This window comes from Streptomyces sp. NPDC033136 (genome assembly GCF_055578235.1).
In genome coordinates, this window is sequence record NZ_JBVIPD010000012.1 from 113562 (window position 1) to 140248 (window position 26687).

The 26687-nt window shown below is 69.6% G+C and carries 24 protein-coding genes and 1 pseudogene; 9 read left to right on the plus strand and 16 right to left on the minus strand.

All coding sequences use genetic code 11. The features are described 5' to 3' along the window. Positions 1 to 5: 5 nt before the first annotated feature. Positions 6 to 950, minus strand: coding sequence for a LysR substrate-binding domain-containing protein (locus tag ACZ5TL_RS22845; RefSeq protein WP_468592087.1), 945 nt, complete (start codon positions 948 to 950; stop codon positions 6 to 8). Between the two features lie 139 nt (positions 951 to 1089). On the opposite strand from ACZ5TL_RS22845, the gene ACZ5TL_RS22850 reads away from it, so the two are divergent. Next, positions 1090 to 1644 carry a peroxiredoxin gene (locus ACZ5TL_RS22850; protein WP_190195680.1) on the plus strand — a complete coding sequence of 185 codons (555 nt, stop codon included), beginning with the start codon at positions 1090 to 1092 and terminating at the stop codon, positions 1642 to 1644. 6 nt (positions 1645 to 1650) lie between these two features. Further along, positions 1651 to 2184 carry an alkyl hydroperoxide reductase gene (locus ACZ5TL_RS22855; RefSeq protein ID WP_468591975.1) on the plus strand — a complete coding sequence of 178 codons (534 nt, stop codon included), beginning with the start codon at positions 1651 to 1653 and terminating at the stop codon, positions 2182 to 2184. Positions 2185 to 2394: 210 nt separating this feature from the next. Here ACZ5TL_RS22855 and ACZ5TL_RS22860 read toward each other — a convergent pair whose 3' ends face one another. The 4 genes from ACZ5TL_RS22860 to ACZ5TL_RS22875 form a co-directional block, all read right to left on the minus strand. After that, on the minus strand, positions 2395 to 3702 hold the full coding sequence (locus ACZ5TL_RS22860) for an AI-2E family transporter (protein ID WP_468591977.1): 1308 nt from the start codon (positions 3700 to 3702) through the stop codon (positions 2395 to 2397). A gap of 138 nt (positions 3703 to 3840) precedes the next feature. After that, complete coding sequence (locus ACZ5TL_RS22865) at positions 3841 to 4542, minus strand: aggregation-promoting factor C-terminal-like domain-containing protein (RefSeq protein ID WP_468591978.1); 702 nt, start codon at positions 4540 to 4542, stop codon at positions 3841 to 3843. A gap of 419 nt (positions 4543 to 4961) precedes the next feature. After that, positions 4962 to 6287, minus strand: coding sequence for a PhoH family protein (locus ACZ5TL_RS22870; protein ID WP_468591979.1), 1326 nt, complete (start codon positions 6285 to 6287; stop codon positions 4962 to 4964). 349 nt (positions 6288 to 6636) lie between these two features. After that, entirely contained in the window at positions 6637 to 7410 is a 774-nt protein-coding gene (locus ACZ5TL_RS22875) for an isoprenyl transferase (protein ID WP_468591980.1), read from the minus strand. 727 nt (positions 7411 to 8137) lie between these two features. Here ACZ5TL_RS22875 and ACZ5TL_RS22880 point away from each other — a divergent pair. Continuing rightward, positions 8138 to 8347 (plus strand): hypothetical protein, encoded by a 210-nt coding sequence (locus ACZ5TL_RS22880; RefSeq protein ID WP_468591982.1) that lies wholly within the window; start codon positions 8138 to 8140, stop codon positions 8345 to 8347. A gap of 3 nt (positions 8348 to 8350) precedes the next feature. Here the strand turns inward: ACZ5TL_RS22880 and ACZ5TL_RS22885 are convergent, their stop codons facing one another. The 5 genes from ACZ5TL_RS22885 to ACZ5TL_RS22905 all read right to left on the minus strand — a co-directional run bounded on the left by ACZ5TL_RS22885 (position 8351) and on the right by ACZ5TL_RS22905 (position 13356). Beyond that, positions 8351 to 9163, minus strand: a complete 813-nt coding sequence (locus ACZ5TL_RS22885) for a class I SAM-dependent methyltransferase (RefSeq protein ID WP_468591983.1) — start codon at positions 9161 to 9163, stop codon at positions 8351 to 8353. Between the two features lie 200 nt (positions 9164 to 9363). Then, entirely contained in the window at positions 9364 to 10242 is an 879-nt protein-coding gene (locus ACZ5TL_RS22890; protein WP_468591985.1) for an LLM class flavin-dependent oxidoreductase, read from the minus strand. Positions 10243 to 10353: 111 nt separating this feature from the next. After that, positions 10354 to 11382 (minus strand): hypothetical protein, encoded by a 1029-nt coding sequence (locus ACZ5TL_RS22895; RefSeq protein ID WP_468591987.1) that lies wholly within the window; start codon positions 11380 to 11382, stop codon positions 10354 to 10356. Then, complete coding sequence (locus tag ACZ5TL_RS22900; RefSeq protein ID WP_468591989.1) at positions 11370 to 12029, minus strand: hypothetical protein; 660 nt, start codon at positions 12027 to 12029, stop codon at positions 11370 to 11372. The genes ACZ5TL_RS22895 and ACZ5TL_RS22900 overlap by 13 nt, the downstream gene beginning before the upstream one ends. 424 nt (positions 12030 to 12453) lie before the next feature. After that, positions 12454 to 13356 carry a hypothetical protein gene (locus ACZ5TL_RS22905; protein ID WP_468591991.1) on the minus strand — a complete coding sequence of 301 codons (903 nt, stop codon included), beginning with the start codon at positions 13354 to 13356 and terminating at the stop codon, positions 12454 to 12456. Between the two features lie 527 nt (positions 13357 to 13883). On the opposite strand from ACZ5TL_RS22905, the gene ACZ5TL_RS22910 reads away from it, so the two are divergent. From ACZ5TL_RS22910 to ACZ5TL_RS22920, 3 genes and pseudogenes are all read left to right on the plus strand, one after another. Continuing rightward, on the plus strand, positions 13884 to 14732 hold the full coding sequence (locus tag ACZ5TL_RS22910; protein WP_468591993.1) for an alpha/beta hydrolase: 849 nt from the start codon (positions 13884 to 13886) through the stop codon (positions 14730 to 14732). Between the two features lie 63 nt (positions 14733 to 14795). After that, positions 14796 to 15083, plus strand: a pseudogene (locus tag ACZ5TL_RS22915) (transposase family protein); the annotation flags it as partial. Between the two features lie 159 nt (positions 15084 to 15242). Continuing rightward, entirely contained in the window at positions 15243 to 15620 is a 378-nt protein-coding gene (locus ACZ5TL_RS22920) for a DUF192 domain-containing protein (protein ID WP_468591994.1), read from the plus strand. Between the two features lie 125 nt (positions 15621 to 15745). Here the strand turns inward: ACZ5TL_RS22920 and ACZ5TL_RS22925 are convergent, their stop codons facing one another. The 4 genes from ACZ5TL_RS22925 to ACZ5TL_RS22940 form a co-directional block, all read right to left on the minus strand. Continuing rightward, positions 15746 to 16405 (minus strand): hypothetical protein, encoded by a 660-nt coding sequence (locus ACZ5TL_RS22925; protein ID WP_468591996.1) that lies wholly within the window; start codon positions 16403 to 16405, stop codon positions 15746 to 15748. 17 nt (positions 16406 to 16422) lie between these two features. Next, positions 16423 to 17151 carry a hypothetical protein gene (locus ACZ5TL_RS22930; protein ID WP_468591997.1) on the minus strand — a complete coding sequence of 243 codons (729 nt, stop codon included), beginning with the start codon at positions 17149 to 17151 and terminating at the stop codon, positions 16423 to 16425. Between the two features lie 18 nt (positions 17152 to 17169). After that, complete coding sequence (locus ACZ5TL_RS22935) at positions 17170 to 19716, minus strand: Tox-REase-5 domain-containing protein (RefSeq protein ID WP_468591998.1); 2547 nt, start codon at positions 19714 to 19716, stop codon at positions 17170 to 17172. 373 nt (positions 19717 to 20089) lie between these two features. Then, positions 20090 to 20584 carry an ATP-binding protein gene (locus ACZ5TL_RS22940; protein WP_468591999.1) on the minus strand — a complete coding sequence of 165 codons (495 nt, stop codon included), beginning with the start codon at positions 20582 to 20584 and terminating at the stop codon, positions 20090 to 20092. Positions 20585 to 20870: 286 nt separating this feature from the next. Between ACZ5TL_RS22940 and ACZ5TL_RS22945 the strand changes: the two genes are divergently transcribed. Together ACZ5TL_RS22945 and ACZ5TL_RS22950 are read left to right on the plus strand one after the other, a co-directional pair. Continuing rightward, positions 20871 to 21722, plus strand: a complete 852-nt coding sequence (locus tag ACZ5TL_RS22945) for a helix-turn-helix domain-containing protein (protein ID WP_468592000.1) — start codon at positions 20871 to 20873, stop codon at positions 21720 to 21722. 10 nt (positions 21723 to 21732) lie between these two features. Further along, positions 21733 to 21927: a hypothetical protein gene (locus tag ACZ5TL_RS22950; RefSeq protein ID WP_468592001.1), complete on the plus strand. Its 195-nt coding sequence runs from the start codon at positions 21733 to 21735 to the stop codon at positions 21925 to 21927. A gap of 136 nt (positions 21928 to 22063) precedes the next feature. Here the strand turns inward: ACZ5TL_RS22950 and ACZ5TL_RS22955 are convergent, their stop codons facing one another. Together ACZ5TL_RS22955 and ACZ5TL_RS22960 are read right to left on the minus strand one after the other, a co-directional pair. Continuing rightward, positions 22064 to 22555: a hypothetical protein gene (locus tag ACZ5TL_RS22955; RefSeq protein WP_468592002.1), complete on the minus strand. Its 492-nt coding sequence runs from the start codon at positions 22553 to 22555 to the stop codon at positions 22064 to 22066. Between the two features lie 257 nt (positions 22556 to 22812). After that, positions 22813 to 24660: a hypothetical protein gene (locus ACZ5TL_RS22960; RefSeq protein WP_468592003.1), complete on the minus strand. Its 1848-nt coding sequence runs from the start codon at positions 24658 to 24660 to the stop codon at positions 22813 to 22815. 1280 nt (positions 24661 to 25940) lie between these two features. Here ACZ5TL_RS22960 and ACZ5TL_RS22965 point away from each other — a divergent pair. Beyond that, positions 25941 to 26672, plus strand: coding sequence for an endonuclease domain-containing protein (locus tag ACZ5TL_RS22965; protein WP_468592005.1), 732 nt, complete (start codon positions 25941 to 25943; stop codon positions 26670 to 26672). The last annotated feature ends 15 nt before the right edge of the window (positions 26673 to 26687 follow it).

Genomic DNA, 26687 nt, shown 5'->3' on the forward strand with positions numbered 1-26687 from the left:
GGCCGTCAGGCGTCCTCGTCCAGGACCCGTACGGGCAGCGGCCGCAGTGCTTCCCGCAGTGCGGCCGCCAGCTCCTCGTACTCCGTTCCGCGCGCGGCCCCCGCCCGCATGGCCAGGGCGATCCGGCGGGTGGGGGCCGGATCGGCGAAGTACCCGGTGAGGAGCTGGTTGCTGCGGGAGGTCTCGACCTTCAGGGCGGTGCGCGGCAGCAGCGTCACGCCGAGCCCACCCGCCACGAGCTGCACCAGCGTGGACAGTCCGGCGGCGGTGGTGGTGACGGGCACGTCGTCGCGTCCGGCCTCCCGGCAGATGTCGAGGGCCTGGTCGCGCAGGCAGTGCCCCTCGTCCAGCAGCAGCAGGTTCAGCTCGCGCAGCGCCTCGCGCGGAATGCCCTCGCGTCCGCCGAGCCAGTGCTCGAGCGGCGTGACGAGCACGAAGTCCTCGTCGAACAGCGGCAGTTCGGCCACGCCCGGCACGCCGAGCGGTACGGCGAGCAGCAGCAGGTCGAGCCGACCGCTGGTGAGGCCGTCGAGCAGGTTGGCGGTCTGCTCCTCGTGCACCTGGAGGTCGAGGTGCGGATACCGCTCGTGGACGAGCCGCAGGACCGTGGGCAGCAGATAGGGCGCCACCGTGGGGATGACCCCGAGCCGCAGCACACCGGTGAACGGGGCTCGGACCGCCTCGGCCTCGTCCATGAGCGCACCCACCTCGGCCAGCACCGCCTTGGCCCGTACGGCGATCCGCTCGCCCTCCGGGGAGAGCAGCACCTTACGCGTCGTACGCTCGAGGAGCGTCACTCCGAGTGACTCCTCCAGCGCCGAGACGGCTCCCGAGAGGGCGGGCTGGCTCATGCCGATCGCCCCGGCTGCGTCCCGGAAATGCAGGTGCTCGGCCACGGCTGCGAAGGCCCGCAGCTGGGCGAGGCTGGGCTGCCTGCGCTTACTACCCACAGTCACTGATAACCACCTTCGATCAACTCGACCGAGTGTAGCTATTTCTGTAATCAATCGACGTTGTGCCAACATCAACACCGTCCAACCCATGGGAAACACCCGCAATCCGGGTGTTTCTTCGCTGCAAGGAGAGCGTGTGCTCACTGTCGGTGACAAGTTCCCCGAGTTCGATCTGACCGCCTGCGTCTCGCTGGAGAAGGGCAAGGAGTTCCAGCAGATCAACCACAAGACCTACGAGGGTCAGTGGAAGGTCATCTTCGCGTGGCCCAAGGACTTCACCTTCGTGTGCCCGACCGAGATCGCCGCCTTCGGCAAGCTGAACGACGAGTTCGCCGACCGCGACGCGCAGGTCCTCGGCTTCTCCGGCGACTCCGAGTTCGTCCACCACGCCTGGCGCAAGGACCACGACGACCTGCGTGACCTGCCGTTCCCGATGATGGCCGACTCCAAGCACGAGCTGATGCGCGACCTCGGCATCGAGGGCGAGGACGGCTTCGCCAAGCGCGCGGTGTTCATCGTGGACCAGAACAACGAGATCCAGTTCTCCATGGTGACCGCGGGTTCCGTCGGCCGTAACCCGAAGGAGGTCCTGCGGGTGCTGGACGCGCTCCAGACGGACGAGCTGTGCCCCTGCAACTGGTCCAAGGGCGACGAGACGCTCGACCCGGTCGCCCTGCTCTCGGGAGAGTGATCTGACATGTCCCTCGACGCACTCAAGTCCGCCCTACCGGACTACGCCAAGGACCTGAAGCTCAACCTGGGCTCGGTCATCGGCAACTCCGAGCTGCCGGCCCAGCAGCTGTGGGGCACCGTGCTGGCGACGGCGATCGCCTCGCGCTCCCCGATCGTGCTGCGCGAGCTGGAGCCCGAGGCCAAGGCGAACCTGTCGCCGGAGGCGTACACGGCCGCCAAGTCGGCGGCCGCGGTGATGGCGATGAACAACGTCTTCTACCGCACGCGTCACCTGCTCTCGGACCACGAGTACGGCAACCTGCGCGCGGGTCTGCGGATGAACGTCATCGGCAACCCGGGCGTCGACAAGGTCGACTTCGAGCTGTGGTCCTTCGCCGTCTCCGCCATCAACGGCTGCGGCATGTGCCTCGACTCGCACGAGCAGGTCCTCCGCAAGGCCGGCCTCGACCGCGAGGTCGTCCAGGAGGCGTTCAAGATCGCGTCCGTGGTCCAGGCGGTCGGTGTGACGCTGGATGCCGAGGCGGTGCTGTCCGAGTAACCCTCGGCCGCACGCCCCGCAGCGCAGGGCCCCGCCCACCTGACCGGATGCCGTTGGCGAATTCGGCGGACGGCCGACAAGTGGTGCGAGAGTCTCAGCGACACGCCGTGCACGCGGCGTGTCGCTGAGACGGTACGGACACTCGGCTCCCGCCGCGCGGGGTTCGCCAACAGCATCCTGACCGGTGGGCGGGGGACTGCTGTTGCGTCTCTACTTCGGCGGCGCCTCGCGCTCGGGCTCCGCGCTCACCGCCGTAGCACCGCGCGGCCGCACGGCATGACGCACCGCCGACTGCCGCGAGTACGCCCGCAGATAGCCGGCGACCGTGTTCGTCACGGCCACCAGCGGCACGGCGACCACCGCGCCCCCGATCCCGGCCACCATCCCCCCGGACGCCACCGACAGCACCACCGCCAGCGGATGCACCCGCACAGCCCGCCCCAGAATGAACGGCTGCAGGATGTGCCCCTCGATCTGCTGCACCGCCAGCACCACCACCAGCGTCATGACAGCGGTGAACACCCCTTGCGTGACCAGCGCGACGACCATCGCCAGCGCCCCGGACACCACCGCACCCACCAGCGGGATGAACGCGCCCAGGAAGATGAACACCGCCAGCGGCACGGCCATCGGCACATCGAGGAAGTAGATCCCGAGCCCGATGAAGATCGCGTCGATCATGGCGACGATCACCGTGCCGCGCACATACGCCGTCAGCGTCCGCCACGCCGCCGGCCCGGCCCCGGCCACCCCCGGCCGCGCCGCCGCCGGCACCAGCTTCAGCGTCCACTCCCAGATCCGCTTGCCGTCGTAGAGCAGGAACAGCGTGCAGAACACGGCCAGCAGGATCCCGGCCAGCGCCTCGACGACGACCGTCACGCCCTCCAGGCCCGCCGAGGTGATCTGCTCGGTGTTCGCCCCGACCGCCTCGCGCAGATTCGTCGCGATCTCGTTGATCTGCTTGTCGGTGACGTGGAAGGGGCTGTTCAGCAGCCAGTTCCGCAACTCGTCGATGCCGTCCTGGATCTGGCCCGAGAGGTGGTCGGCGTTCTCCATGACCTGCCAGGTCACGAACCAGCCGATGAGGCCTATGACGACGAACCCCAGGATCGCCGTCAGCGCGGTGGCGGGCCCGCGCGGTACGCCGTGCCGCCGCAGCCGCGCCACCGTCGGCTGCAGCATGGCCGTGATGAGCAGCGCGATCACGAACGAGAGCACCACGAGCTGGACGGCGCTGATGACTCGCATCAGCACCCACACCGTGCCGGCGAGGACGAGCAACCGCCAGCCGGCCTCCGCCGCGACCCGCACGCCCCAGGGCACGGCGACCGCGGGATCGGGCCGGGCCGGAACGTCGGGCGCCTGGTCAGGGGGCGGCGGGACGTGCTCGTCGGCCTGCGGGCCGGACTCGGAGGCGTCCCGCTCCCGTTCGGCCTCGGCGAGGCGTTGGTTGTACCGCTCGTTGATCTCGGTCAGTCCGGCACCGAGCCGGCCGAGCCACCCTGGCACCCGCGACATGATTCGTCCTCTTCCCCCGTCTCTGCGCACCACTCCCCCCGGGAGTCGTTCGCGTCCGACCGTACATGGCGCGAGCCCCGCACCGTTGTCCGGTGCGGGGCTCGCGCGAAGGGTCGGGTCGGCCGTGGGCCGGTCGACTCAGTACCAGTTGTTGGCCTGCCAGAACGACCAGGCGTCACAGGGACTGCCGTAACGCTCGTTCATGTAGTTCAGGCCCCACTTGATCTGGGTGGCCGGGTTGGTCCGCCAGTCGGCACCGGCGGACGCCATCTTGGTGCCGGGGAGGGCCTGGAACATGCCGTAGGCGCCGGAGGAGGGGTTGACCGCCTTGTAGTTCCAGTCAGACTCGTGGTCCACGATGTTGCTGAAGCACTGGAACTGACCCGCCGGCACCATCTGCCGCGCCATCGCCTGAAGCTGCGCGATGGTGTAGGAGGTCGCGACGGGGAAGTCGGAGCTGTCCTTGGAGCGGCTGGCGGCCGCCTTGGCCTCCGCACGCTCCTTGGCCTCCTTGGCGGCCTTCTCGGCTGCCTCCTTGGCGGCTTCCTTCTTCGCGATGGCCGTCTCGGCGGCGGCCTTGCGGGCGGCCTCCTCGGCGTCCTTCTTCGCGCTCGTGTCCGCCGCGATGGCCTGTGCGTCGGCCTGCTGCGTCAGGGACGCGGTCTGCACCTGGGCCTGCTGGCCCGCGGGGATGTCCGCGAGCAGCGTGGCGCCGCTTGCCGTCGCTTCGGCGTCGTTGTTCTGCGCGGTGCTGCCCGAGGCAACGCCGACAACGCTTCCGACAGCGGTGACCGCCGTGGCCGAGGCCACTGCGAATCCCCGGACCGAGATCCGGCTCACACGGGTTTCCTTCCAGCATCGCCCGCTTCGGTGACCCTCGCGGACGCAATCGTGCCCCTGGCACTGGCCTCCCCAACTGCGGGGTCACGGGAGGCGCGGGCCCGGTGGGCAACTCCCCGCAGGGAGCGCCGCGTGATGCTCGGGCGGCATACGACATCGCTATGCAGTTGATGCTGTTGCTTTTGTGGTGCCGTACCGCTGGGGGTACAGGTGTGTCGTATGCGGGGCCTGACAGGAGTGAGACTCTGCCGTAACACGACGGGGCAAGGCAATTCCGAGTTGCGTGTGAAAGCTCACATCCCGTTCGGCGCTGGAGATTCACACAAAGGCCCACACACGAAGGCGCCGCCCGGCTAGGCTCTTCGCCTTTCCCGACGGCGCCAACTTGTACGCAATCGCCTCCGTTTGAGGCAGGACGGTCAGATATGTCCGTCTTCGAGCATTTCGGTCACCAGTGCGGCGATCTGGGACCTCTCGGACCGGGTGAGGGTCACGTGCGCGAAGAGCGGATGCCCCTTCAGCTTCTCGACGACAGCGACGACACCGTCGTAGCGGCCGACCCTCAGGTTGTCCCGCTGGGCAACGTCATGGGTGAGAACCACCCGCGAATTGGCTCCGATCCGGGACAGAACGGTGAGAAGTACGTTCCTTTCCAGCGACTGGGCCTCGTCCACGATGACGAACGCGTCGTGCAGCGAGCGGCCGCGGATGTGGGTGAGCGGCAGGACCTCCAGCATCCCGCGCGCGGTGACCTCCTCGATGACCTCGCGGGACGTGACCGCCGAGAGGGTGTCGAAGACCGCCTGCGCCCAGGGGCTCATCTTCTCGGCCTCGGAGCCCGGCAGATAGCCCAGTTCCTGCCCGCCCACCGCGTACAGCGGACGGAAGACCATCACCTTCTGGTGCTGACGGCGCTCCAGGACCGCCTCCAGACCCGCGCACAGGGCCAGCGCCGACTTGCCGGTGCCGGCCCGGCCGCCCATCGACACGATCCCGACGTCCGGATCGAGCAGCAGGTCGAGCGCGATCCGCTGCTCGGCGCTGCGGCCCTTGATGCCGAACGCCTCACGATCCCCGCGCACGACCCGGATGTTGCCCTCGGGCGTGACCCGTCCGAGCGCCTTGCCGCGCTCCGACTGGATCATCAGGCCCGTGTGCACCGGCAGGCCGGCGGCCTCGGGGGCGTAGACGTGCCCTTCCTCGAAGAGGATGTCCACCTGCTCGCCGGGCAGGGTCAGTTCGGACATTCCGGTCCAGCCGGAGGAGTCCGTGATGGCGAGCTCCGCGCGGTACTCCTCGGCGAGGAGCCCGACGGAGGACGCCTTGATCCTGAGCGGCAGGTCCTTCGAGACGACGGTGACGTCGAACCCCTCGGCCTGCAGGTTGCGGGCGACCGCGAGGATGCGGGAGTCGTTGTCCCCCAGGCGGTAGCCGCTGGGCAGCACGCTGGGGTCCGAGTGGTTGAGCTCGACACGGACGGTCCCGCCCAGGTCTCCGGTGGGGATGGGCGCGTCGAGACGGCCGTACCGGACGCGGAACTCGTCGAGCAGACGCAACGCCTGCCGGGCGAAGTAGCCGAGTTCGGGATGGTGCCGCTTGGCCTCCAACTCCGTCACCACGACGATGGGGAGCACGACCTCGTGCTCGTCGAAGCGGTTCAGGGCGTTCGGGTCGGCCAGCAGGACGCTGGTGTCGAGAACATAGGTGCGCCGGTCTGGCTTGTGGCGCTTTGCGCTGGTCACCACGGAAGGACGTACCCCCTCGGATGAGGTCGGGGAGCGACGGAGTGGAAGCTGGACCGGGAGGGGTGGGAAAAATCCCGACCGGTCGTCGGCCGCCCTGCGCGGGCCGAGAACCGGCCCTCCCGCCGCTTCGTCCGTGCGGTGACCGCACGATCGGGCTGGTGCAAAGGGCCTCCCGGGCGGACGGCCCCGTGCCGTCCGCTGAGATCCGACACCCGTGATTCGGGCATCGACCTGACTGGGTTATGCCCTCGAACGGGCGTCGCCATGCCACGGCATATGACGGCGAGCCGGTGAACTCCGTGTGACGCCCGTCTTCGGCGGGGTACCCGGAAGGGTCGCGACCTGTGTGTCAGCCGCCGAAGCGCCGGTGGCGGGCGGCGTAGTCGCGCATCGCGCGCAGGAAGTCGACCTTGCGGAAGGCCGGCCAGAACACGTCACAGAAGTAGTACTCGGAGTGCGCGGTCTGCCAGAGCATGAATCCGGACAGCCGCTGCTCGCCGCTGGTACGGATCACCAGGTCGGGGTCGGGCTGGTCGCTGGTGTAGAGGTGACGCCCGATCATGTCGGTGTCGACGGCCTCGGCGAGCTCCTCCACCGAGGTGCCCTTGTCCTGCGCGTCGAGCAGCATCGACCGTACGGCGTCGGCGATCTCCTGGCGGCCGCCGTAGCCGATGGCGACGTTGACCAGTATCCCGTCGTTGTGCGCGGTGGTCTCCTCGGCCTCCTTGAGGACCGTCTGCATCCCGGAGGGCAGCAGGTCGGGCGTGCCCACGTGGTGCACGCGCCAGCGGCCGTCGGCGGCCAGGGTGCGGACGACGTCCTCGATGATGCCGAGCAGCGGGACGAGCTCGTCCTGTGGCCGGTCGAAGTTGTCCGTGGACAGGAGCCAGAGGGTCACGACCTCGACGTCGGTCTCACTGCACCAGCCGAGGAACTCCTCGATCTTCTCGGCGCCGGCCCGGTGGCCGTGGACGGTGCTGGATCCGGCGGCCTTCGCCCAGCGCCGGTTGCCGTCCATGATGACGCCGATGTGCTTGGGCACCTGAGCGTGGTCCAGGTGGCCTTCCACCCGGCGCGCGTACAGCCTGACCAGCAGGCCACGCAGCTTGTCGCGCAGGTTCACGTGATTGTCAGCCCCTCCGTACGGATCGGACAGGCCGCGGCGTGCGGCCCGGTCGTGGCCGCGGGCGGTCCCTGCCCGTATGGCGGTCCCCGGAGGCGAAGCCTACCCCCGCCGCCACCGTGGGCCGTCCACGGACGTCTACGGATCGTCTACGGATCACCTACGGATACGGAACGAACAATTCCGGCCGCTGATTCGAACCGCCCCACCGGGCACAAAAAACGGGCCGGTCCGTGGGGGGGAGACGGACCGGCCCGAGGGGGGGTTTCCACCATAACCCTTCGTAAGTGATGCTGCGCGCATCGGCGCGCCACAACTACTCTCCGGAGTCGCCCGGCGACGCGGCGGTGCCCGCGGAAGCCCTCGTTCAGGGCTCACGCCTGGCCGGAAGAGGGCCTCTGTGCAGGCGATTCGGGCCACCCTGGGGCAAGATCCGGAGGATTTGCCGCACCTTGGGGTCCGCTCGGACGAGTTGTCCCGGCATCCCCCCGACGGGTGAACGGGGCCGCGAACGCCCGCTTGACCCCGGAGTCACCCCGGTCCGCCCTGGCGATACGGACTCGGCGGTGAGGTTCTGGCACCGCGCAGCCCCCTCCACTGCGCGGTACCGCCCGCGCAGCTTTGCTCACGCGAATTACCTTGGTACGAACCTACGCGAGCGGCGGCACGGAGGCGAGCCTCGGACGATAACGATGTGAAAACCCTCGCCGGAAGATGCGCAAGCGGATTGAGTGAAACGAGTGACCCGCGCGGTCGAGGGAACCGGCCGGAACACCGGGGCAGCCGTACGACCGTCACGGTCGAGCGGCTCGGCCGGCTGACGACACAGCAGGAACGGGAGCTGGGCGAGCAGGTGGAGCGAGTGGGTGAGGCGCTGGAGGCGGTGGCGGTGGCGGAGTTGGTGGTGGGGAGGGTCTCGGTGGGACCGCACGCGTGATCATCAGCTCGGCGCGGGTGTGCCCGGCTTGCGTGCGTCGAAGAGATGGCGGGTGCTGTGGGCGACGAAGGGCCCCTCGGCCCGGATCCGCTCGTGCAGTGCGCGGAGCTGCGGCTCGTACGCCTCGACGGTGAAGCCGGGGACCATCCACACCACCTTGCGCAGGAAGTGCACGACCGCGCCGATGTCGTGGAACTCCATCCGCAGCCGCTCCGCCCGCAGCTCTACGACGTCCAGCCCGGCGGCCTCGGCGTCGGCGCGCTCGCGGTCGGGACGGCGGCCGCCGCGCACATCGTCCGGCTGGGGCCCGAGGAAGTACTCGACGATCTCGAAGACGCTGCTCGGTCCCACATGCTGCGCGAAGTAGGTCCCTCCGGGGCGCAGGACCCGGGCGATCTCGGCCCAGTGCGGACGTACGGGGTGCCGGCTCACGACCAGGTCGAAGGCACCGTCGGCGAAGGGCAGCGGATCGTCCTCGGCAGCGGCGACGACGGCGACGCCACGCGGACGCAGCAGGGCGGTCGCCTTGGCCACGTTCGGCGGCCAGCCCTCGGTGGCGACGGCGAGCAGCGGCGGCTTCGGAGCCCTGGCCAGGGCGAAGTCCAGCACCTCTCCTCCCCCGGTCTGCACATCGAGCACCGCGTCGGCCCGGCCCAGCCGCTCGGCCATCGACACGGCGTATCCCCAGGAGGGGCGTTGCTCGGTCGCCCGGCCCTCGAACCAGGAGAAGTCCCAGCCTTCGGTGGAGGCGGCGGCTTCGGCGACGAGGGCTTCGAAGGTGGGGTGCGGTCGGTGCCGCTCGTGATGCTCTGCCATGGTGCCTCTCGCCTGTGCCTGTCACGTCAGAACGAACAGGACGTGCTCGTCGTATCCGTACCGCACGGTGCCGCTTCCACCACGTCGCGCAGACGTACGGCGGCCACGTGGTCATCGCTGCTCATGCCCGGAGTGTGGCAGCCGCCGCTGACAACGGGCGGGGCACGCGGGGAACAGAACGGCCCGGCTGCCGGGCCCCCTCAAGGAACCAGGGGACGCACTTCCTCCGCCACGAACCGCACGAACCCCTCCGGGTCGGGCTCGTCGCCCGTCGGCTGCAGTACGACGCTGTCGGCCCCCGCCTCGACCAGCCGCCCGACCGCCTTGGCAACGGCCCCGGCGTCCCCTGCGACGCCCAGGTCCGGCACGGACTCAAGCCCCTCGGCAGCCAGTTCGGCACGCAGCCGCTCGGCGGCGTCACCCCCGGTGGCGGTGAGCAGGTACACGACCACGGCGTGCGGCTCTCCCCCGCGACCGCCGGCCTCCCGCCCCTCCTCGATCAGCTGCCGCGCCGTGCGCACGCCCTCGGCATGGGTGGCGGCGGTGAGAATGGTCCCGTCGGCGGCCTCTCCGGTGAGCCGCAACGACCGCGGCCCGGTGGCCCCCGCCAGCACCCCGCCCTGAGTTCCCTCCGGCGGCCAGTCGAGGGCGACGTCGTCAAGCGTGACGTACCGCCCGTCGGTCGTCACCCGCTCCCCGCCCAACAGCGCTCGCAGCGCGACGAGATACTCCCGCAACAGCGTGACCGGCGACTCGGCCCGAGCCCCCACCTGCCCCATCCAGTCCTGTACGCCATGCCCCACCCCGACGATCGCCCGCCCCGGGAACATCCGGTGCAGCGAGGCGACCTCCATGGCCGTGACGGCCACGTTCCGCAACGGCACGGGCAACAGCCCGACCCCGACCCGCACGCGCTCGGTCCAGGCGAGGGCAGCGGCGGCGGTGGAGATCCCGCCTTCCAGGAAGCAGTCCTCCCAGAGCCACAGCTCTTCGAGCCCGGAACTCTCCGCCACTTCACAGACGGACCGCAGTCGCTCGGGGGCGAGTTGGGGACGGAAGACGGCGCCGAGTGTGGTCATGAGGGCCTTCTTACCCACCTCGCTGTCCGCTCAACAAGGCATCCGTCGGTGAGACGGGCGGGGTGAACACGGTGAAGGTGATCACCCGCCCTGTCGGATCCGCTGCCCTGCTCAGCGGTTGACGGCCTGGATCTCCTGCACCACGACGTCCTGGGTGGCGCCGAACGTGCCGTCGGGGAGGTCACCGCCTGCGCCGCCGGTGCCGGTCCACTCGATTTCCCAGGTGACGGTGGCCTGGAGGGGGTACGTGCCGTCGCCCGATGAGCGCAGGTATTTCACTCCGCAGGGCGGGGTCTGGTTCGCCTTGCCCTTGGCGTAGGGCTCGCCGATGCGGCCGTTGTTGATCTCGCAGACGCCGGAAGCCGGGTAGGTCACGGCGTCCTTGGTGCCGGGTTCGATCCTGAGAGACTTCGGTTCCGCCGTCGCGGTCGCCGCGATGCCGATCACCGGTACGGACGCGGTGACCGAGACCGGCTTGAAGTCGGCGGCGTCCAGCCAGGCCCAGGTCGGGAGGTTGACCTTGGTCTGGGCTGCGGGGGCCAGGGTCACCTTGGTGCTGGGGACTCGGATCTCGGCGTAGGCGAGTTCGGCGAGGACCTCCGGGGTGACGGCATTCTCGATGTTCGCGGGCGGCGGGTCGCCCTCGTCCACCCAGAAAATGGGTTCTTCGCAGGAGTCCCAGCCCGGGGGGAAATCCCTGTTGACGAAGGAGTCCCAGAAGTAGCCCTCGCCCGCCTTGTCCTTGTTGAAGTCCTTATAGGGATGCCCGTTGACGTAACGGTCCCGCTGCTCGGCGTCCCACTCGTAACCCGTCGAGCCTGCCTCCCAGGTCGGCTCCAGGTACTTCTGCAACTGTTCCGGGGTGTACTTCGGGGCGTACCAGCACGGTGGCGGCGTCCAGGAGGTGGCCGACGTCAGCGCACCGGCGGAGTTACCGCTGCCGTTCTTGGAGCGGTCGAAGACGACGCCGCCCACGGTCACGGAGACGGTGCCGTCTTTGTCGGCGTTGGCCTGCTGTGTGTCATCGCCGTTGCTTCCGTACTTGCCGCGCTCGGCGAAAGCCGTCTGCGAGGCGAAGACGGAGAAGCACACCAGCGTCAGAACCGTCAGGGCTCGCGCCGAGTTCCCTACGACTGGCACGCCTTGTCCCCCCTGTTCGAGCCGATGTTGGAGGTCTGCCAGACTCCCTCGGCGTTCTTGGTCAGGCTGGTGTTGTACAGCACGTAGGAGTTGGAGCTTGCAGGCGACCTGTCGACCTTCTTGGTCTTCCTGTTCTTGATGTAGGACTTGCTCTCGTCGGAGCAGTAGGTGACGTAGGCCTTGTCTTCCCCGGTCAGGCTCACCTTGTAGTTGAAGTAGCGCGTCGTCCCGATCCAGGTGTCGCCACCGTCGATATATCGCTGGGCGTACGTGATCGACGACTCCAGGGCCTTGCCTACGTTGTAGAAGCCGAGAGCCTTGGTGTCGGTGCTCCCCTTGAGGATGGCCTCGTCCACCGAGTTGACGCTCAGCGTGCTGTCCTTCAGGACCGCGTCCTTGGCGGCGTCGCCGGTCTTCTGGTACTCGAAGACGTTCTTGGCGTCGGAGGGGAAGCTGATCTCCGGACGACCGGCCGAGTCAGCATCGCTCGGGCTCGGGGAGGTCGAGGCCTTGCTCCCCGTGTCAGCTCCCGCGATCTTGTCGTTTTCCTTGGCCTTGGAGCTGTCATCGCTCCCGCACGCGGACAGCGTCAGGGCCGCAGCGGTGGTCAGCGTGAGCGCTGCGAGGAGGATGGGGCGGCGGTTCACAGTCGGCTCCCGGTCACAGGCGAGGCGTCTCTTGAGCGAACCAAAGCTATCCAGCCGGGTGGAGCCACACCAGGGTGAAGGGTGTCGACCGGCGGTCTGTATGGGGAGGAATCGGCGATTCGTCGACCCGTCCGAGCCGTAACGGTTGCATAACGTGCCGCTCCGTCCGTCAACTGCGGTGTCTTGCACGGCGTTTCAGTCACGAACCGGCAAAGGGTTCCGGGAAGCTTCGCCCCCTGACAAGACGCTGGCGCGGCGCTGGAACTCCTCCAGCTCACCTCCCGGCGATACAGCTTCCGTGCAGCCTTCCGGATGGAGTGCGCGGCATTCTTCAGGTTGAGCAGCAACGGGCCTCCGTCGAGGTCTTACCGGAAACTACAGCCGCCTTCCGCTAGCTGCCATCCAGCAGCGCTTTTGGTGCGGATCAAGGCTGACACTTCGCGCTCCCCCGCTGCGAGATCAGCCGCTCGGTGACCCAGATGCCGTTGTCGTTCTTGCGCAGGGTGCCGGCATAAACGACATAGCTGTCCTTTGTCACCGGCGTGACATCGGTCTTGTTGGCTTTCAGGAACTTGTTGAACGCCTTGCTCTGGTCCTCGCAGTACACGAGTGCGGCCGTGCCGTCGTCCTTGATGGCCACGTTCTCGTTGTAGTAGCGGGTCAGACCGGTCGTGCGAGCTTTGTGATCGACGAAGTCCTGGATGTATTTCTGGCTCTCGGCGGCTGCCGTGCCTTCCGAGTAGAAGCGGTAAGCCTTGTCGAGTGGATCCTGCCTGGCGATCGCCATGTCGACGGCCTTGATGCGCTGCTGGGCATCATTGAGCACGGCGTCCTTCTGGGCGTCGCCGGTCTTCTTCCACTCGAACTCGTACGTCACGTCCGACGGCAGCTCGATCTTCGGCCGATTGCCCGAGCCTACGTCGCTGGGACTGGGAGAGGCAGACGCCTTGCTCCCCGTGTCGGCCCCGGCGATCTTGTCGTTGTCCTTGGCCTTGGAGCTGTCATCGCTCCCGCACGCGGACAGCGTCAGGGCCGCAGCAGCGGTCAGCGTGAGCGCTGCGAGGAGGGCGGGGCAGCGGTTCACGGTCGGCTCCCGGTCACAGGCGAAACTTCTCTTGAGCGACCCAAAGCTATCCAGCGGCATGGAGCGAGCCACACCAGGGTCAAGGTTGCCGACCGGCGGGGCGCATGGGGAGGAATCGGGTGCAGGGCGTTGTGGGCGACCCCGGTCGCCGCCGCGGTTGAGGCGGTGGGGGTGGGTGCGTCCGGAAGAGGCCGGGATCGGCGCGGCTCCGGACAGGTGTGCGAGCGCGGCTTCCGAGCGCATTCGTTCAGGGTCGTCCCCGGCCGAGGCCGGCAGCTGGCCGGCGGTTCGGGGCCGACGCCGAACAGCTCCAGCAGCCGGGGGTGCGGCTTGCTTGACCAGCGGGCCGATCTCGGCGTCCAGCTCGGCGTTTTCCTCGTCGAGCGCTTGGTGGCGGCGGGCGATGCGACGCAGCGCCGCCCGGGTCGCGGCCAGGGGCTCGGGACAGGTCGTCGCCGGGCCGCAGCCGGGCCAGGGCGCGTATCAGGGCCGCCCTCTCCAGCCCTGCCACCTGTTCACGCAGCATCGCGGGGGCCGAGACGAGCAGGCCGCGGATCTGGTTCATCGCCTGGGTGCGGGCCTTGACGGCGTTGCGGCGCGCGATCCGCAGGACCCGGACCGACTCGACCGGGTCGTCCCCGCTCTTGGGAATGCCGGTGTCTCGCCCGGACAGTGAGCCTTTTCCAACCCCGCACTGAAGCTGCGAGGTGGAGCGTCTGGACGAAAATCCGTTGCGGCAAAGGGTGGTGATCGCTCTACGGTGGCTCCCCATGACCATCGAGGTGCCCTTCCAGCCACTTCCGATCGACCAGTCCGACGTGCGCTACACGCACGGACCCGATTCCGTTCTACAGCCGGGGGTGCCCGCTGGTGAGACGGTCGCGTTCGAGTGGAGGGGCAGCGAGGTCTACCCGGGAACCTTCCGGAAGTTCTGGGTACATGTGCCTGCACAGTACGACCCAGCGGAACCGGCGTCCCTGATGGTGTTCCAGGACGGATGGTGGTATCTGGACCCCGCAGGGGAGGTACGCGGCGCGATCGTCCTGGACAACCTCATGCACCGCGGCGACATCCCCGTCACCATCGGCGTGTTCGTCGATCCGGGCGTCTTCCCCGATGCGGAGAACCCGAAGAACCGCAACAACGAGTACGACGCCTTCGACGACCGGTACGTCACCTTCCTCCTCACCGAGATCATCCCGCAGGTTGCGGAGCGCTATACCATCGCTCAGTCGCCCGAAAGGTGGGGCGTCTGCGGCGGGAGCAGCGGCGGCAACTGCGCCTTTACCGCCGCGTGGCTGCGTCCGGACAAGTTCCGCCGCGTCATCGGATACCTGTCCAGCTTCGCGCAGATGCCGGACGGCAACCCCTACCCAGACCTCATCTCCCGCGTCCCCCGCAAGCCGCTGCGCATCTTCATGCAAGGCGGCCACCGCGACCTGCACTGGAATGAGCCACAGTGGAACTGGCTCGCCGAAAACCTGCGGGTGGCAGCCGCTCTCGCTGAAGCGGGCTACGACTTCCGCCTCGTCCTGGGAGACGGCGGACACAGCCCCAACCACGGCGGCGTCCTGCTACCGGACGCTCTGCGCTGGTTGTGGCGGCCCAACAAGGATTGACCGAAACACGCGTCATCCAACCTGGCGCCGACTGAGGTGAGGTGGGCTGCACCCTGGTCGCACGGCCGCCTGCTGTGGACCTCCGCCGCGCCGCCCTGCACCGTGCACGACATCAAGGCGGCCCGCAGCCACGGCGTCATCGAGGCCTTGGCCGAGGTCGGCCTGGTTGGCTACGGCGACAAGGGCTACCAGGGCGCTGGCGGCAGCGTACGGGGGCCCTTCCGTGGCAAACACCGCGACCTCTCCGTCGGTCAGCAGGCCGTCAATGTCGCCCACGCGCGCATCCGCGCCGTCGGCGAACAGGCCACGGCCACCCCGAAGAGCTGGCGTCTCCTGCGCAAAGTGCGGTGCGAGCGTCAGTCAGGCGAGGAGTCAGACCCACTCGGGGAACGTATGGCGTGCGCGGTGGTCGTGGCATGGGCCCGTGGGCCCATGTGAGGGCCTGCTCCGCTGTGGATACGTTCGGGCTCGGAGAGTCGTTGGCAGGGGCACGGTCGGAGGTGGGCCCGGATGGGGCGGCGGTGGCGGGACGGGCGTGGGGAACTGGTCGTCGTAGGGGGTGGTGAGGGGTCGGTTGTGCGGGTTCCGTTGGAGATCGCGACCTCCTATCGGGCCCGGACGAAAGGGCTGTTGGGGCGGGACTCCGTCTGTGGGGCGCTCCTGCTCTCCCCCGCGAGCAGCGTGCACACCTTTCGTATGCGCATGCCGATCGACGTGGCCTATCTCGATCGCGGCCTGCGCGTCATCGACGTGTGCACCATGCGGCCGGGACGGCTGGGGATGCCTCGGCTACGTGCCCGGCATGTGGTGGAGGCGGAGGCCGGGGTGATGGGTGAATGGGGGCTGCGGAAAGGGGCTCGGGTGGAAGTTGTCGTGGCGCGGAGCTAGGCGCACGACGCCGGCGCCGGGTGTGCCCGCTCAGGCGGCCGGTGTTGTGGAAGCGCAGCGGGCTCCTGCGAGGAGCCGCGCGTCTTCCTCGTCCCTCCCGAAGGCGTGGCCTGCGAGCGCTGCTGCTACGGCTGGCACTTGGGGCTCCCACTCTGCGACGTCACCTTCCGCACCACCCAGATGCCCTTGTCGTTCTTCCTGAGTGACGTGCGGTAGATGACGTAGCTCTTCTCGGTGACCTGGGTCTTCTTGACCGTGTTGGTCTTGAGGTACTTCACATAGGCCTTGCCCTGGTCCTCGCAGTAGCTGAAGGACGCCGTACCGTCCTTGTCGACCGCCACTTCGGGTGCATAGAAGCGGTAGGCGCCAGTGATGGCGGCCTTGTGGTCAACGTAGTTCTGGATGAACTTCCGCGTGGTGGCAGCGGCCTCGCCCTCGTAGTGCTGGAGGTACGCCTCGTCGAGTGCGTCCTGGTTGACGATCGCCAAGTCCACTGCCTTGATCGACTGCTCACTGTCGCTCAGGATCGCGTCCTTGTCTCCGTCCCCCGTCCTGGGCCAGTCGAAGGTGTAGGAGAGGTCGGACGGCAGGTCGATCTTCGGACGTTCAGCGGCGGCCGGGTCGGATGCGGTGGGGGACGCCGAGGTCTTGCTTCCCGTGCCGACTCCCGGGGACGTGTCGTTTCCCTTGTTCTCGGAGCTGTCACCGCTCCCGCACGCGGACAGCGCCAGGGCCGCAACGGCCGTCAGCGTGAGTGCTGCGAGGAGGGCGGGGCGGCGGTTCATGGTCGGCTCCCGCACCGTCACAGTTTCGCGTCCGTCGCGGGTACGGGCATGGGTTCCAGGGCACCGCTCTCGGCGAGGGCCTGGTGGGCGGCGAGGACCGTTGCGGTGGCCGGGGTCTCGCCGGGGTTCGCCGCGAGGTCCAGGACGAGGCCGCCGTGCTCGGTGGGCAGCCGCCGGGCCAGGAAGTCGCCGGGGACGCGCGCGGCGCGGTTCCCGGAGAGGTAGACCGACCAGCCGCAGCGGGGGGCGGGGGCCGCCAGACCGTAGGTCGTCTTGACGGTCTTGAACAGTTCGCGATCGTAGGCAAGTCCGGTGTCCGGGTCCCAGGCTCCCGCCAGAGCGGCGAGGGTCTCGGCGAGACGGTCCGCGAGCGGAGTGGCCGACGCCCGGGGGCCGGGGAAGAGCTTCACGATCACGAAGAACGGGCTGTACTCGTGCGTGCCGCCCGCCGAGATCCACACCTGGACGTGGCCACCGTCCTGCCGGTGGCCGACCACGTGGGCTGTCCAGCCGATGATGTCGGCGTCGTCGTGCGTGTTCGCCGCCTGGAGCGCCGCCGCGAACTCACCCGTGCTCCGGGGCACCAGGGGGCCGGGGGCGTCGCCGTCCACGTCCCAGCGCCACTCCGCCAGCTCGCCGTCAGACAGCTCCGTCAGCCGGGTGAGGAGTTCCAACCAGCGTTCCGCCTGCTCCTGCGGCGTCTCAGGCCTCGTCCACCAGTGCACAGCCACCGTCACCGCGCTCATGATCCGCACTCCTGTCTTTCACTTCTCCCACGGGGTGTACTTGACGACCACCCCGATACCGGCTTCGTCGAAGGCTTCCTCCGCTGCCTCGGCCACCGCCTTGTTGGAGAAGTTCCACTCGACCGGCTTCCCGTTCGCCGCGCTCAGCTGCCGCCGCGCCTGCTCGACGAACTTGTCCGCCTGAGCGGGTTCGAGCGTGCCGTCCGCCCGCACCTTGTCGCCGTAGCCGAACTTCGCCTCGACGTAAGTCTGCCGTGCCGCGTCCCAACCGTCGAAGTCGACGTCCCTGCCGGTCTTCGGGTCCTTGACAGCGTATTCCTTACCGCGCTTCACCTTGGAGATCTGCTCCTGGTAGCGCATCCACACCTCTGTCTTCGGCCAGTACGCCACCGACTTCTTGGCCTTCCACTGACCGTCGCCACCATCCTTGGAGCCCTTCCGCGGGTTCTTCAGCTCGTTGTACCAGGACGGCTTCTTCCACTGGGCGACCTTCTTGCGGCTTGCCTCCTTCTTCGCTTCCTTCTCGGCCTTCTCGGCCTCCTCCGCCTGCTCGCGGGCCTCCTCGGCCTGCTTCTTCGCCTCTTCGTCGCAGCCGTCCTCGGCCAGCACGACGTACGGGGAGCGGGACCCGCCGACGGCGAGGACGGTGGTGCCGCTGCCGGCCGACCCGGTCAGGCCCGGGGTGTCGCCGTACGGGGTACGGCGGCCGGGGGCGGAGGCGATGGCGCAGCCGGACTTCCTCGCCCTCTCCTCGGCCGCGTCCGCCGCCTCGTCGGCCTCCTTCGCCGCCTTCTCGGCGGCGTCGGCGTCACCGGCTCTGGCCGCCTTCTTGGCGTCCTCCGCCGCATTCGCCGCGTTCTCGGTGAGTTTGCCGAGCTTGCCCAGCTTGCCGAGCTTCTGAACGATCTTGGCTTCGCCGTAGCCGGGGATGAAGAGCGAGCCGATGTTCCAGGCGACGTTCGTGACCGCGCGGGTCTTCTCGCCGTTGTTCCACTGGTCGCGGACCTCGTCGCCCACGAACACGTCGTCCAGGACCTTGACGCCCGTGTTCCACGACGCGCCGCCCCAGTCGGTGAGCGCGTCGAAGTAGTCGCCGTTCTCCCACTTCTCGCCCGCGTCCCTGGCGTCCTCGGACCACTGGTCGCCCAGCGAGCCGCCGTATCCCTTCAGGCCCTCCCACGTCTCGCCCGGGTTGCTGACCGTGTCCCAGATGCCCGTGACGTCACCCCAGATGCCGTCGACGAACAGGCCCTGCCCCACCTGCTTGAGCTGGTCCCCGACACAGCCGAAGAAGGCCCCTACGCCGGAGGTGCAGCCCTCGTCACCGTCCTCGGCAGCACCTTCGTCGGCGCTGTCCTCGGCGGCCTGCTCGTCCTCCTCCCATCCCGGTTCGTCCTCCGCTGCGTCGTTCTTCTCGTCGTCTGCCTCCTCGGTGTACGAAGCGCCGGTGTCCTCGCCGGGGACGCCGTCGGGATCGGCGTCGGGATCGCCGTCGGATTCGGCGTCGGGATCGGCGTCGGATTCGGCGTCGGGATCGCCGTCGGGATCGCCGTCGGGATCGGCGCCGGGATCGGCGCCGGGATCGGCGTCGGGATCGGCGCCGCCGCCCTGCGAGGCGGAGTCGTTTCCTCCACCTTTGCCGCCGGCCTGGTCATCCGAGCCGGATCCGCCGTTGTCCTGGCCTCCGGAGTCGGCTCCGCCGGGCCCGGTTCCGCCGACCTCCCTGCTCCCGGAGCCGCCGTTGCCCTTGCCACCGCTCCCGGCTCCGTCGTCAGCGGCCCCGCCGTCCCCGCCGCCCTGGTCGCCGTTGCCCTGGTCGCCCTGGCCCTGGCCGACTGCCTCGGAACCGTCGGGCCCTTCACCGGCAGTCCCGTCCGCGCCGTCCCCGGCTTGGACCTCCTCGCCGCCGTTTCCCGTCGCCGCCGGGCACGCCGTACCGGTGACCTTGCACACCGCCGACTGAATGCCGGTGAAGATCTGCGTCCCGAGACCGCTGACCACCAGCGCGGCAATGATCGCCGCGACCACGGCCACCAGCCCCGCGTACTCCACCGCCGTCTGGCCCTCGTCCCGGCGCCAGCGGATCATCCGGCCCACCGAGAACGGGCGACGATCCACTCGCTCCGGGTCCGGCAGCCCGAACCACTCCCGACTCTCCCGACGCGTCAGGAACACGACGATCAGGATGGGCAAGAGGAGTTGCGTGAAGCCCCGCCCCGAGCCATCTCCGACGTTTCCCAGAGCGGCGATGACCAGCCATGCCTGCACGGCGAGAAGGCCCCGCCACATCCACACCCCGCCCGTCCACGACCGGCGCGCGAGCACCCACCCGATCGTGCCGGGCGCCGCCGCGAACGCCACCTGACCCAGCAGCCGGCCGTCCACGGCGTCCGACGACGCCGCCGTCGACAGCAGCCCGATCCCGCCCAGCACCGTGAACGCGAACAGCGTGTGGACGAGCACCAACGCGGCCGACAGCGGCCTGGGCAGCTCCCGGCGCCGTCCACTCCCGGTCGACGACCATCCACCGTCCCCCGACACCGGAACGCCCCCGAACGCAGACATGCCACCCCTCAACTCGCCGAGCAGGGAGACGAGTCAGGGGAAGGAGGGTCGTAAGGTGCGCCTTCACGAGATGGTGCGGAGGCGACTGCGGCTGCGGCTGCGGCTGCGGCTGCGGCTGCGGAGGCTTGTGTGTGGAGTCGTGGCGGTGTCCGCGCTGGAGCCCACTCGCATACGTCATACAGGCCCAGCTCCACGGTTCCGTGGGCCCGTGAACGCGGAACCGCTGCCGCGTCCAGCTACTCCGGATGACCTCGATCCCCCTCGTCAATCCAGGTCCAGAGCGTAACTTGGGGTCAACGTCAGGCCACTTGGGCCCACGGGCCCAACCTCAGGCCCAATTCGGCCTGCCTGCCCTCTGCGGCGGCGCGGAGAGTCAGCCGTGCAGGTACGACCTCGCGCTCTCCCTTGGCAACACCGCCCACATCCGGGTGCCGCCGCCCGGTTCGCGGGCCTCGCCGAAACCCCAGTCGCCCTGGCAGGACTTCACCACGCAGGACAGGACCCGCAGAGCGGCTCGGCGGCGGGATTCGCAGGTTGCGGCGAGGCGGGGGTTGAGGTGGCGGGGGTGGCCGTCGTAGAGGATCACGCGCAGGTCGCCGTCCCGGTAGCGGAGCGACACGTAGACCTCGGCGGCGGGAGTGAAACGGCAGGCGCAGGCCGCCAGTTCGCTCACCACCTGGACCGCCGCGTCCGTCATGTCGTCGAGGGCGTGGGCCCGCAGGACCGTTCTGGTTGCGGCGCGTGCGATGGACGGGCTCTGCGGGGCCGCGGGGAGGGTGAGGCTGTAGGCGAGGGTTTCGGGAGTGGGCGGGGTGGGCGGCAGGTCCGTGACGGGCGGGGGCGGGCAGGTCGTGAAAGGTGCGGGCATGGTGACAACTCCCTTGGCGTGCCGGTGGATGGTGAGGAACTCCGGCTCCGAATCCGAGCGGTGGCTTGTCTCCCTGACGCGAACCCGGCCCTCCCAGGGCAGGAGAGTGCGGGCAGGCTCGCGCGATGCGCTTCCGGCGGGTGGAGCGGTGTGATCGATCCGTCACTGACTGTAGGAGCGATGGAGTCACTGTGTCCAACAATTCAGAGATAATTACCCCCTTAAGTTGGTGCGTAGGAGGCCATGCTCACCGGCAGACTGAGACTCACACGTGAGAAGGGGCGGTATGGGGACGAGAAGCACGCCGACGGAGCGGCAGAAGCGACTGGGTGCGGAGTTGCGCAGGATGCGGCTCGCGGCGGGTGTCACGACGGAGTACGCCGCCGGTCTGCTCGGCATTGACCGGACACGGCTGTCCAACATGGAGTCGGGGATCCGGCCATTCTCGGCCGAACGCATCCGGACGCTCGCCTGTAACTATGCCTGCGCGAACGAGGCTTACGTCTCAGCACTGGTCGCCATGGCCGAGGGCAAGGAGCGGGGGTGGTGGGAACAGTACCGAGGCACGCTGCCCGCCGGACTGCTGGACATCGCCGAGTTGGAGTGGCATGCCACGCGCGTGCGGACGGCTCAGGTCATGCACGTACCGGGGCTGTTGCAGACCGAGGAGTACGCCCGCGCCGTCTTCGTCGCCGTACTCCCCCGGCTGAGTCGACTCGAAGTCGAACTGCGAGTGGCCCATCGTATGGAGCGGCAGCAGGTGTTCGACCGGGCCGTGCCGCTTCCGTACGTCGCCTACGTCCACGAGGCCGCGCTGCGCATGCCCTACGGCGACACTGAGGCGACTCGGCGACAGCTGGAGCACCTGGCCGCGCAGTCCGAACGCGACAGCATCGATGTGCGGGTCGTTCCAACGAGCGTGAGCGGCTTTCCAGGGGCCGGGCACGCCCTGCTGTATGCCGACGGAGCCGCACCTCAGCTGGACACCGTGCAACTGGACTCCGCCCACGGGCCGGAATTCACCGGCGCAGAGGCCCAGCTCACGAAGTACCGTGCCCATCTGGACTGGATGGACGACGCGGCGCTGCGTTCGGCGGCCTCCCGCGACCTCATCCGCAACATCGCCCGCGAACTCTGAGGGAGCCACCATGACCACCGACATCACCTGGGAAGAGCCCTTCTGCGGCGAGGGCAACAACTGCTTCCGCATAGGCACCGACGCCGAAGGCAACGCCTACATCGCCGTCGCCGGGCAGGAGGAGCACCATCTGACCGACAGCCGCGATGCCCTCCGGACGCTCATTCGGGACATCAAGGCGGGCAAGGCCGACCACCTGCTGTAGGCGCCGCATCGGCGCCGATGTCCCGCGCATCGCGGCTCGTTCGCCTGGCCTCGACACCGGTCGGCCGTCGGGGCCGGCTGGCGCTGCCGAGCCGCGGCTGCTTCTCCGCACTCACGCGAAAGCCCGGCTCACCGTCTCAGGCCAGCAGGAACCAGTCCGCGGCCAGCACTCCCAGGGCCACCAGGGCCCACACCCCCAGTGGCAGTCCCACTTCCCTGCCCGTGATCTCGCCCATGGGGCGCAGCTGGGGGTGGCTGGCCATCAACGCGAGCCGGTCGGCCGTCTCCCGGCCGGTGGAGGGAATCCGCAGCCGACGACGCAGCAGCGGCGGCACGAAGGCACCCAGGACCGTCGCGGGCACGCCGTCACCGGGGGCGGCGAACTCCAGCGTGCCGTCACGGAGCAGTTCGGCCGTGCGGATGCGGTCCCAAGGCAAACGGCTGACCCGGCCGAACCGTCGTATCCACACCCCGCTCGCATCCGCGGCGATCCGCCACAGGGCCAGCTGACAGCAGAGGAAGATCCCGAACAGCAGGCCCCACACCAGGGAAACCCAGTCTCCGACGGACGTGGAGGCGTCCGGTTCGCTCCCCCACAGGTGGTAGCCGCCCGCGATGGCCGTGGCCACCCCCCGACCGCACCAACCGGCCCCCGCCACCAGCGGCTCCGTAGCCGGCCGGGCCCCCGGGAGGAGCTCGGCGAGGCGCCACTCGCCCGCGATACGTGCCGCGCGACGCGCCTCTTGTTCCCGCCACCGCCTCTTCAGCCGGGCCTGGTGGCGCGCCTCCCCACCGGGCCACCCCATCTTCAGCCCGGCCGCACGGTGCGCCTCCTTGCGCCTCCAGTGCCTCCGCATCCGGCGCAACCTCTGTCTCTGGTTCCCTCTCATCCGGTTCCTTCTCCTGCCGGCAACGCGATCCAGGGCGGCGCGAGCATGTCCACGTACTCCCGGAAGTCCTCTGCCTCATCGGGATCCGACAGGTCGAACAGCGGGCTCCACGGCCATACCGGGCGGCCGCCGATCCATGGGACGACGGCCTCCGGGGCTCCGGGTAGAGAACGCAGTTCGGCGGTGCCCTCCCGGGGGAGCCAGGTCACCAGGGGGCTGCGGCGCGCTCCGGCGTCCAGATCCAGAAGTCCGAACGGCCGGTCCCGGCCCACGTCGAAGCAGACCAGTTGAGGAGGGGAGGAGGTCGGATCCTCGGGGTCGGCGAGCAGCACGTACTCGACCACCCTGGTCTCGGCGCCGCGTGCCGCCGCCAGCATCCGGCGTGTGTGGCGTGTGGTGGTCACGGCGCACCACGCGCAGCGGGTCAGGGCGAGCGCGGCCGCCCCACCGCTGAGCAGCAGTCCGCGGGTCTGCCCCGGGTCGCCGGCAACACGGGCGGCGGACGGTGCGTCCACGGCGTACTCGACGGTGACCTTGTCGCCTTCGCGCAGGCCGGAGCGACTGTGCACGATGTCCGTGGTGACCTTGCGGCCGTCCGCCGTACGGAAGGTGATCTCGGCGTCGCCGGGCACCAGCCAGGGACTGACCGGGAAGTCGTCATAGCGGTACTCCACGGTGGCCCGTGCCGTCGCCGTCCCGGCGTCCCACAGGCGTACCGCCGTCACCCACAACCAGTTCGACAGCACCACCGTCAGACACAAGGCGAGCAGGCCGCCCCAGGAGATCCCCGAGGAGAGAGCCAGGTGCCGCAGCCGGGGGGAACGCCACCAGGCAACGGCTCGGATGTCCGGCTCGAACGGTGCGCAGTGGTGCGGTTTCGTCACGCGCGAGCCCAGCAGTTCGGCCACCGCGGTGAGATGGGCACGGTCCAGTACGTCGTCCGGGCGGGCCGGCGCGCTGGCCTCGAGCGACTCTGCGGACGTCTTCCCGAGCCGTACGGGAAAAGCCATGGCCGCCGCGCCCGTACCGGCATCGCGGCGTCGGCGTGACAGGGCGCGGACCGTGACGCCCGCCCCGGCGGTGGTGAGAGATACGGCGGTACCCACTCCGAGCGCCCAGGGGGTGAACTCCCGGTCGAAGGCCTCGCCGCGCAGCGGCCAGGGCAGCGCGGTGATCTCCACGCTCTGTCCGGCCTCGGTGTCCTGGTCCTCGCAGTCCACTCCGGCACTCTGCCGGGTGCCGTCCCAGGGGTCCGTCCAGGTCACCTCGCAGGTGTACTCCTCAGTGCCGGTGACCGTGGCCCGTACCGTCGTCCCGAGTCCGTAGGCGCACAGCAGCAGGCCGGCACCCGCCAGTCCGAGTGCCCCGGCCGCCCCCGCCCACCACGGCACCAGCTCCAGCGCTCGCCGTGCCACGGACGGCTCCCGGCTCTGGGGGCCCCTGCCCGTCTCGACGTCACGCAGATACCGGAGCAGCGCCCGGCGACGTACCGCATCGCCGGCCGAGGCGGCGACAGTCCCGAGCAGCCCCGCCGCACCGGTGACGGTCAGGGCGAGCAGCAGCACGAACGGCGAGTCGTGCAGGTCGGCCGCCTCGCCACGCAGCGGCCAGGGCCGGGCGGAGATCCGCATCGGGTCACCGGCGCGCTCATTGCCGTAGCAGTCGACCCCGGCGTCCTGGGGGCCACCGCCCCAGGGGTCCTGCCAGCGCACAGAGCAGACGCCGTCGCGTTTGCCGGTGATCTCCGCGGTGACCTGTTCGCCGAGGACGAAAGTGTGCAGGCCGAACAGTCCGAGGGCGAGCGCCGTCATCAGCGCCAGGGCTGCCGCTCGAGGCACTCTCACGCGGCGATGCGGAGAGACCCGGAACGCCTCGTGCGCCCACACGGACCCCGTCGGCACCGGCCCTGAGGGCAGCGGGGCTGTCGGCACGACGCCCGTGGCGGCCGTGTCCTGGCACGATCGCGCCCCTGTGAGTGCCGTGACCACGACCGGCAGGGCGTTCTCCGGCACCCGCAGCCGCAGCGGGCGGCCACCCCCGTCACCCGGGGGCTCGTATGCCACGACACTCTCCGGCCCCGTGAAGGGCCCCTGGGCCAAAGCCCTCGGCGGGCGAGGAGCCGCGTCCAGCAGCCGGCCGCCGCGCGCCAGACCAGCGGTGTACGACCGCCGGCCACGAAGTAGAGCGGCCCGTCTCCGCCACTCGGTATCCACAGGTCGCCCTTGACCGGCCGGGTCGGCCAGTGTGTCCCGTCCCCGCCCAGCCAGGCCCGTATCCCGATCGCTTCCCCGGCTCCCGGCTCGCGCGCCAGCGGTCGATCGCGCCAGTTCAGCCAGGCAGCAGTGAGCGCGCCGGACAGCACCCCGCAGACCGCGAACACCAGAGAACCAACCATCCCGCCCCCTCGCTCCTTCGTCCGCGCATGACAGGGCCCCGTGCCACCGCCCTCTCGGACGGGGCACGGGGCCCTGTTCACATGTTCGGTGCTCGGAGAAGACCTACCTGGTCAGGCGGTCCATCGTCAAGGAATGTCACGTCTCGCCCGGAAACCGCCTGGAAACCGCTCGAGACCCGAGTGTCGGCAGTGTTCATCTTGATGCCACCGGTGAAGCCCTGGGGGCCCGGCGTGGCTACCTGGCGGTCGGCCGTCGGCGGCCTGGCGGCTTGCGGCCGGGAGCACCACGCCGGCCCGCGCGCTGTGAGCTTGCGGGCGCTTGTTGGTGACCCTGTCTCAGCACTGTTGGTGACCCTGTCTCAGCCGGGGCCGGTAGAGATCCAGGTGACGGCGTCGGGCCTGGCCAGGCCCTGAGACAGAAACGACAATCGCCGAATGCCCGCTCCGGAAGCTGACATCCCGTTGGTATCCACAGGTTCGACCCCCTGTGTCGGTGCAGGGTGGAAGCGTGAGTGTGTGCGGGATTCACGGGGGTTGCAGAAGATCGCCCAGGGCGGGTTGCTGGTGCCGTCCTGGGCTGTGGACGCGGGATGGTCTCGGGCCTCGGTCTTCCGGGTTCTGAAGGCTGAGGGGTGGGTTCGCCTGGGTGGAGGTGTGTGGGCCGAGCCCGGTGCTCCGCCCGACTTCGCCATGCGGCTTCGGGCGGTTCAGCTGATCACGCCGGAGCTCGTGGCCAGTCACCGGGCGGCTGCCTGGGCCTGGGGGATCGAGTTGTTGAAGGTCGAGGCCGAGTTCACCGATCCGGGCAAGTGGCGTCGGCGTACGGGGGTGCGGGTGCATCGCGGCGCGCTCGGTGCGGAGGAGGTCGTCGAGATGCGCGGGTTCGGCGGTCTGCAGGTCACTGACGTCGACCGAACCCTCGCCGACCTGCTGGTCTCCGGCCCGCGGGACGAGGCCCTGGTCGCCGTCGAGTCCGCGCTCGCGTATCGCACAGTGGCGGTCCGCGGTGGTCGGCGTGTTCGGCGGGCACCGCTCACGCGGATCGGCGCCCTCGCCTCGGCCCTCGGCCGGCGGCCGTGTGGTGGCGCCCGAGGCCGTGCCTGGCTCGCCCTCGCCGACCCCGCGTCCGGCTCGCCGGCGGAGACGGCCGCGCGGCTGCGGATGTACGACGCCGGTCTCCGTCCGGAGCCGCAGGCCGAGTTGGTCACGGCCGGTGGGCGCAGGCTTCGCTGTGACTTTCTGTTCCGGGCGGAAGGTGTCGTCGTCGAGGTCGAGGGCTACGCCTACCACGGGCGGCGCGAAGACCACCGTCGCGATGTCGCCCGCTTCAACGACCTCCAGCAGTGCGCCGAGGTGCGCACCGTTCTGCGGTTCACCGCGGAAGAGGTCTTCCACTCCCCCGCGACGGTGATCGCCACGATCCGGCGGGCACTGGAAGTGAGTGGCCACCGGGCGCGCTGAGGGTTTCAGGCGCCG

Bases quoted from the DNA above. Each gene is read 5' to 3' on its own strand.
- ACZ5TL_RS22855 (WP_468591975.1), top strand. From the start codon at position 1,651: ATGTCCCTCGACGCACTCAAGTCCGCCCTACCGGACTACGCCAAGGAC.
- ACZ5TL_RS22860 (WP_468591977.1), bottom strand. From the start codon at position 3,702: ATGTCGCGGGTGCCAGGGTGGCTCGGCCGGCTCGGTGCCGGACTGACC.
- ACZ5TL_RS22885 (WP_468591983.1), bottom strand. From the start codon at position 9,163: ATGGCAGAGCATCACGAGCGGCACCGACCGCACCCCACCTTCGAAGCC.
- ACZ5TL_RS22890 (WP_468591985.1), bottom strand. From the start codon at position 10,242: ATGACCACACTCGGCGCCGTCTTCCGTCCCCAACTCGCCCCCGAGCGA.
- ACZ5TL_RS22905 (WP_468591991.1), bottom strand. From the start codon at position 13,356: ATGCGCTCGGAAGCCGCGCTCGCACACCTGTCCGGAGCCGCGCCGATC.
- ACZ5TL_RS22910 (WP_468591993.1), top strand. From the start codon at position 13,884: ATGACCATCGAGGTGCCCTTCCAGCCACTTCCGATCGACCAGTCCGAC.
- ACZ5TL_RS22920 (WP_468591994.1), top strand. From the start codon at position 15,243: ATGGGGCGGCGGTGGCGGGACGGGCGTGGGGAACTGGTCGTCGTAGGG.
- ACZ5TL_RS22925 (WP_468591996.1), bottom strand. From the start codon at position 16,405: ATGAACCGCCGCCCCGCCCTCCTCGCAGCACTCACGCTGACGGCCGTT.
- ACZ5TL_RS22930 (WP_468591997.1), bottom strand. From the start codon at position 17,151: ATGAGCGCGGTGACGGTGGCTGTGCACTGGTGGACGAGGCCTGAGACG.
- ACZ5TL_RS22935 (WP_468591998.1), bottom strand. From the start codon at position 19,716: ATGTCTGCGTTCGGGGGCGTTCCGGTGTCGGGGGACGGTGGATGGTCG.
- ACZ5TL_RS22940 (WP_468591999.1), bottom strand. From the start codon at position 20,584: ATGCCCGCACCTTTCACGACCTGCCCGCCCCCGCCCGTCACGGACCTG.
- ACZ5TL_RS22945 (WP_468592000.1), top strand. From the start codon at position 20,871: ATGGGGACGAGAAGCACGCCGACGGAGCGGCAGAAGCGACTGGGTGCG.
- ACZ5TL_RS22950 (WP_468592001.1), top strand. From the start codon at position 21,733: ATGACCACCGACATCACCTGGGAAGAGCCCTTCTGCGGCGAGGGCAAC.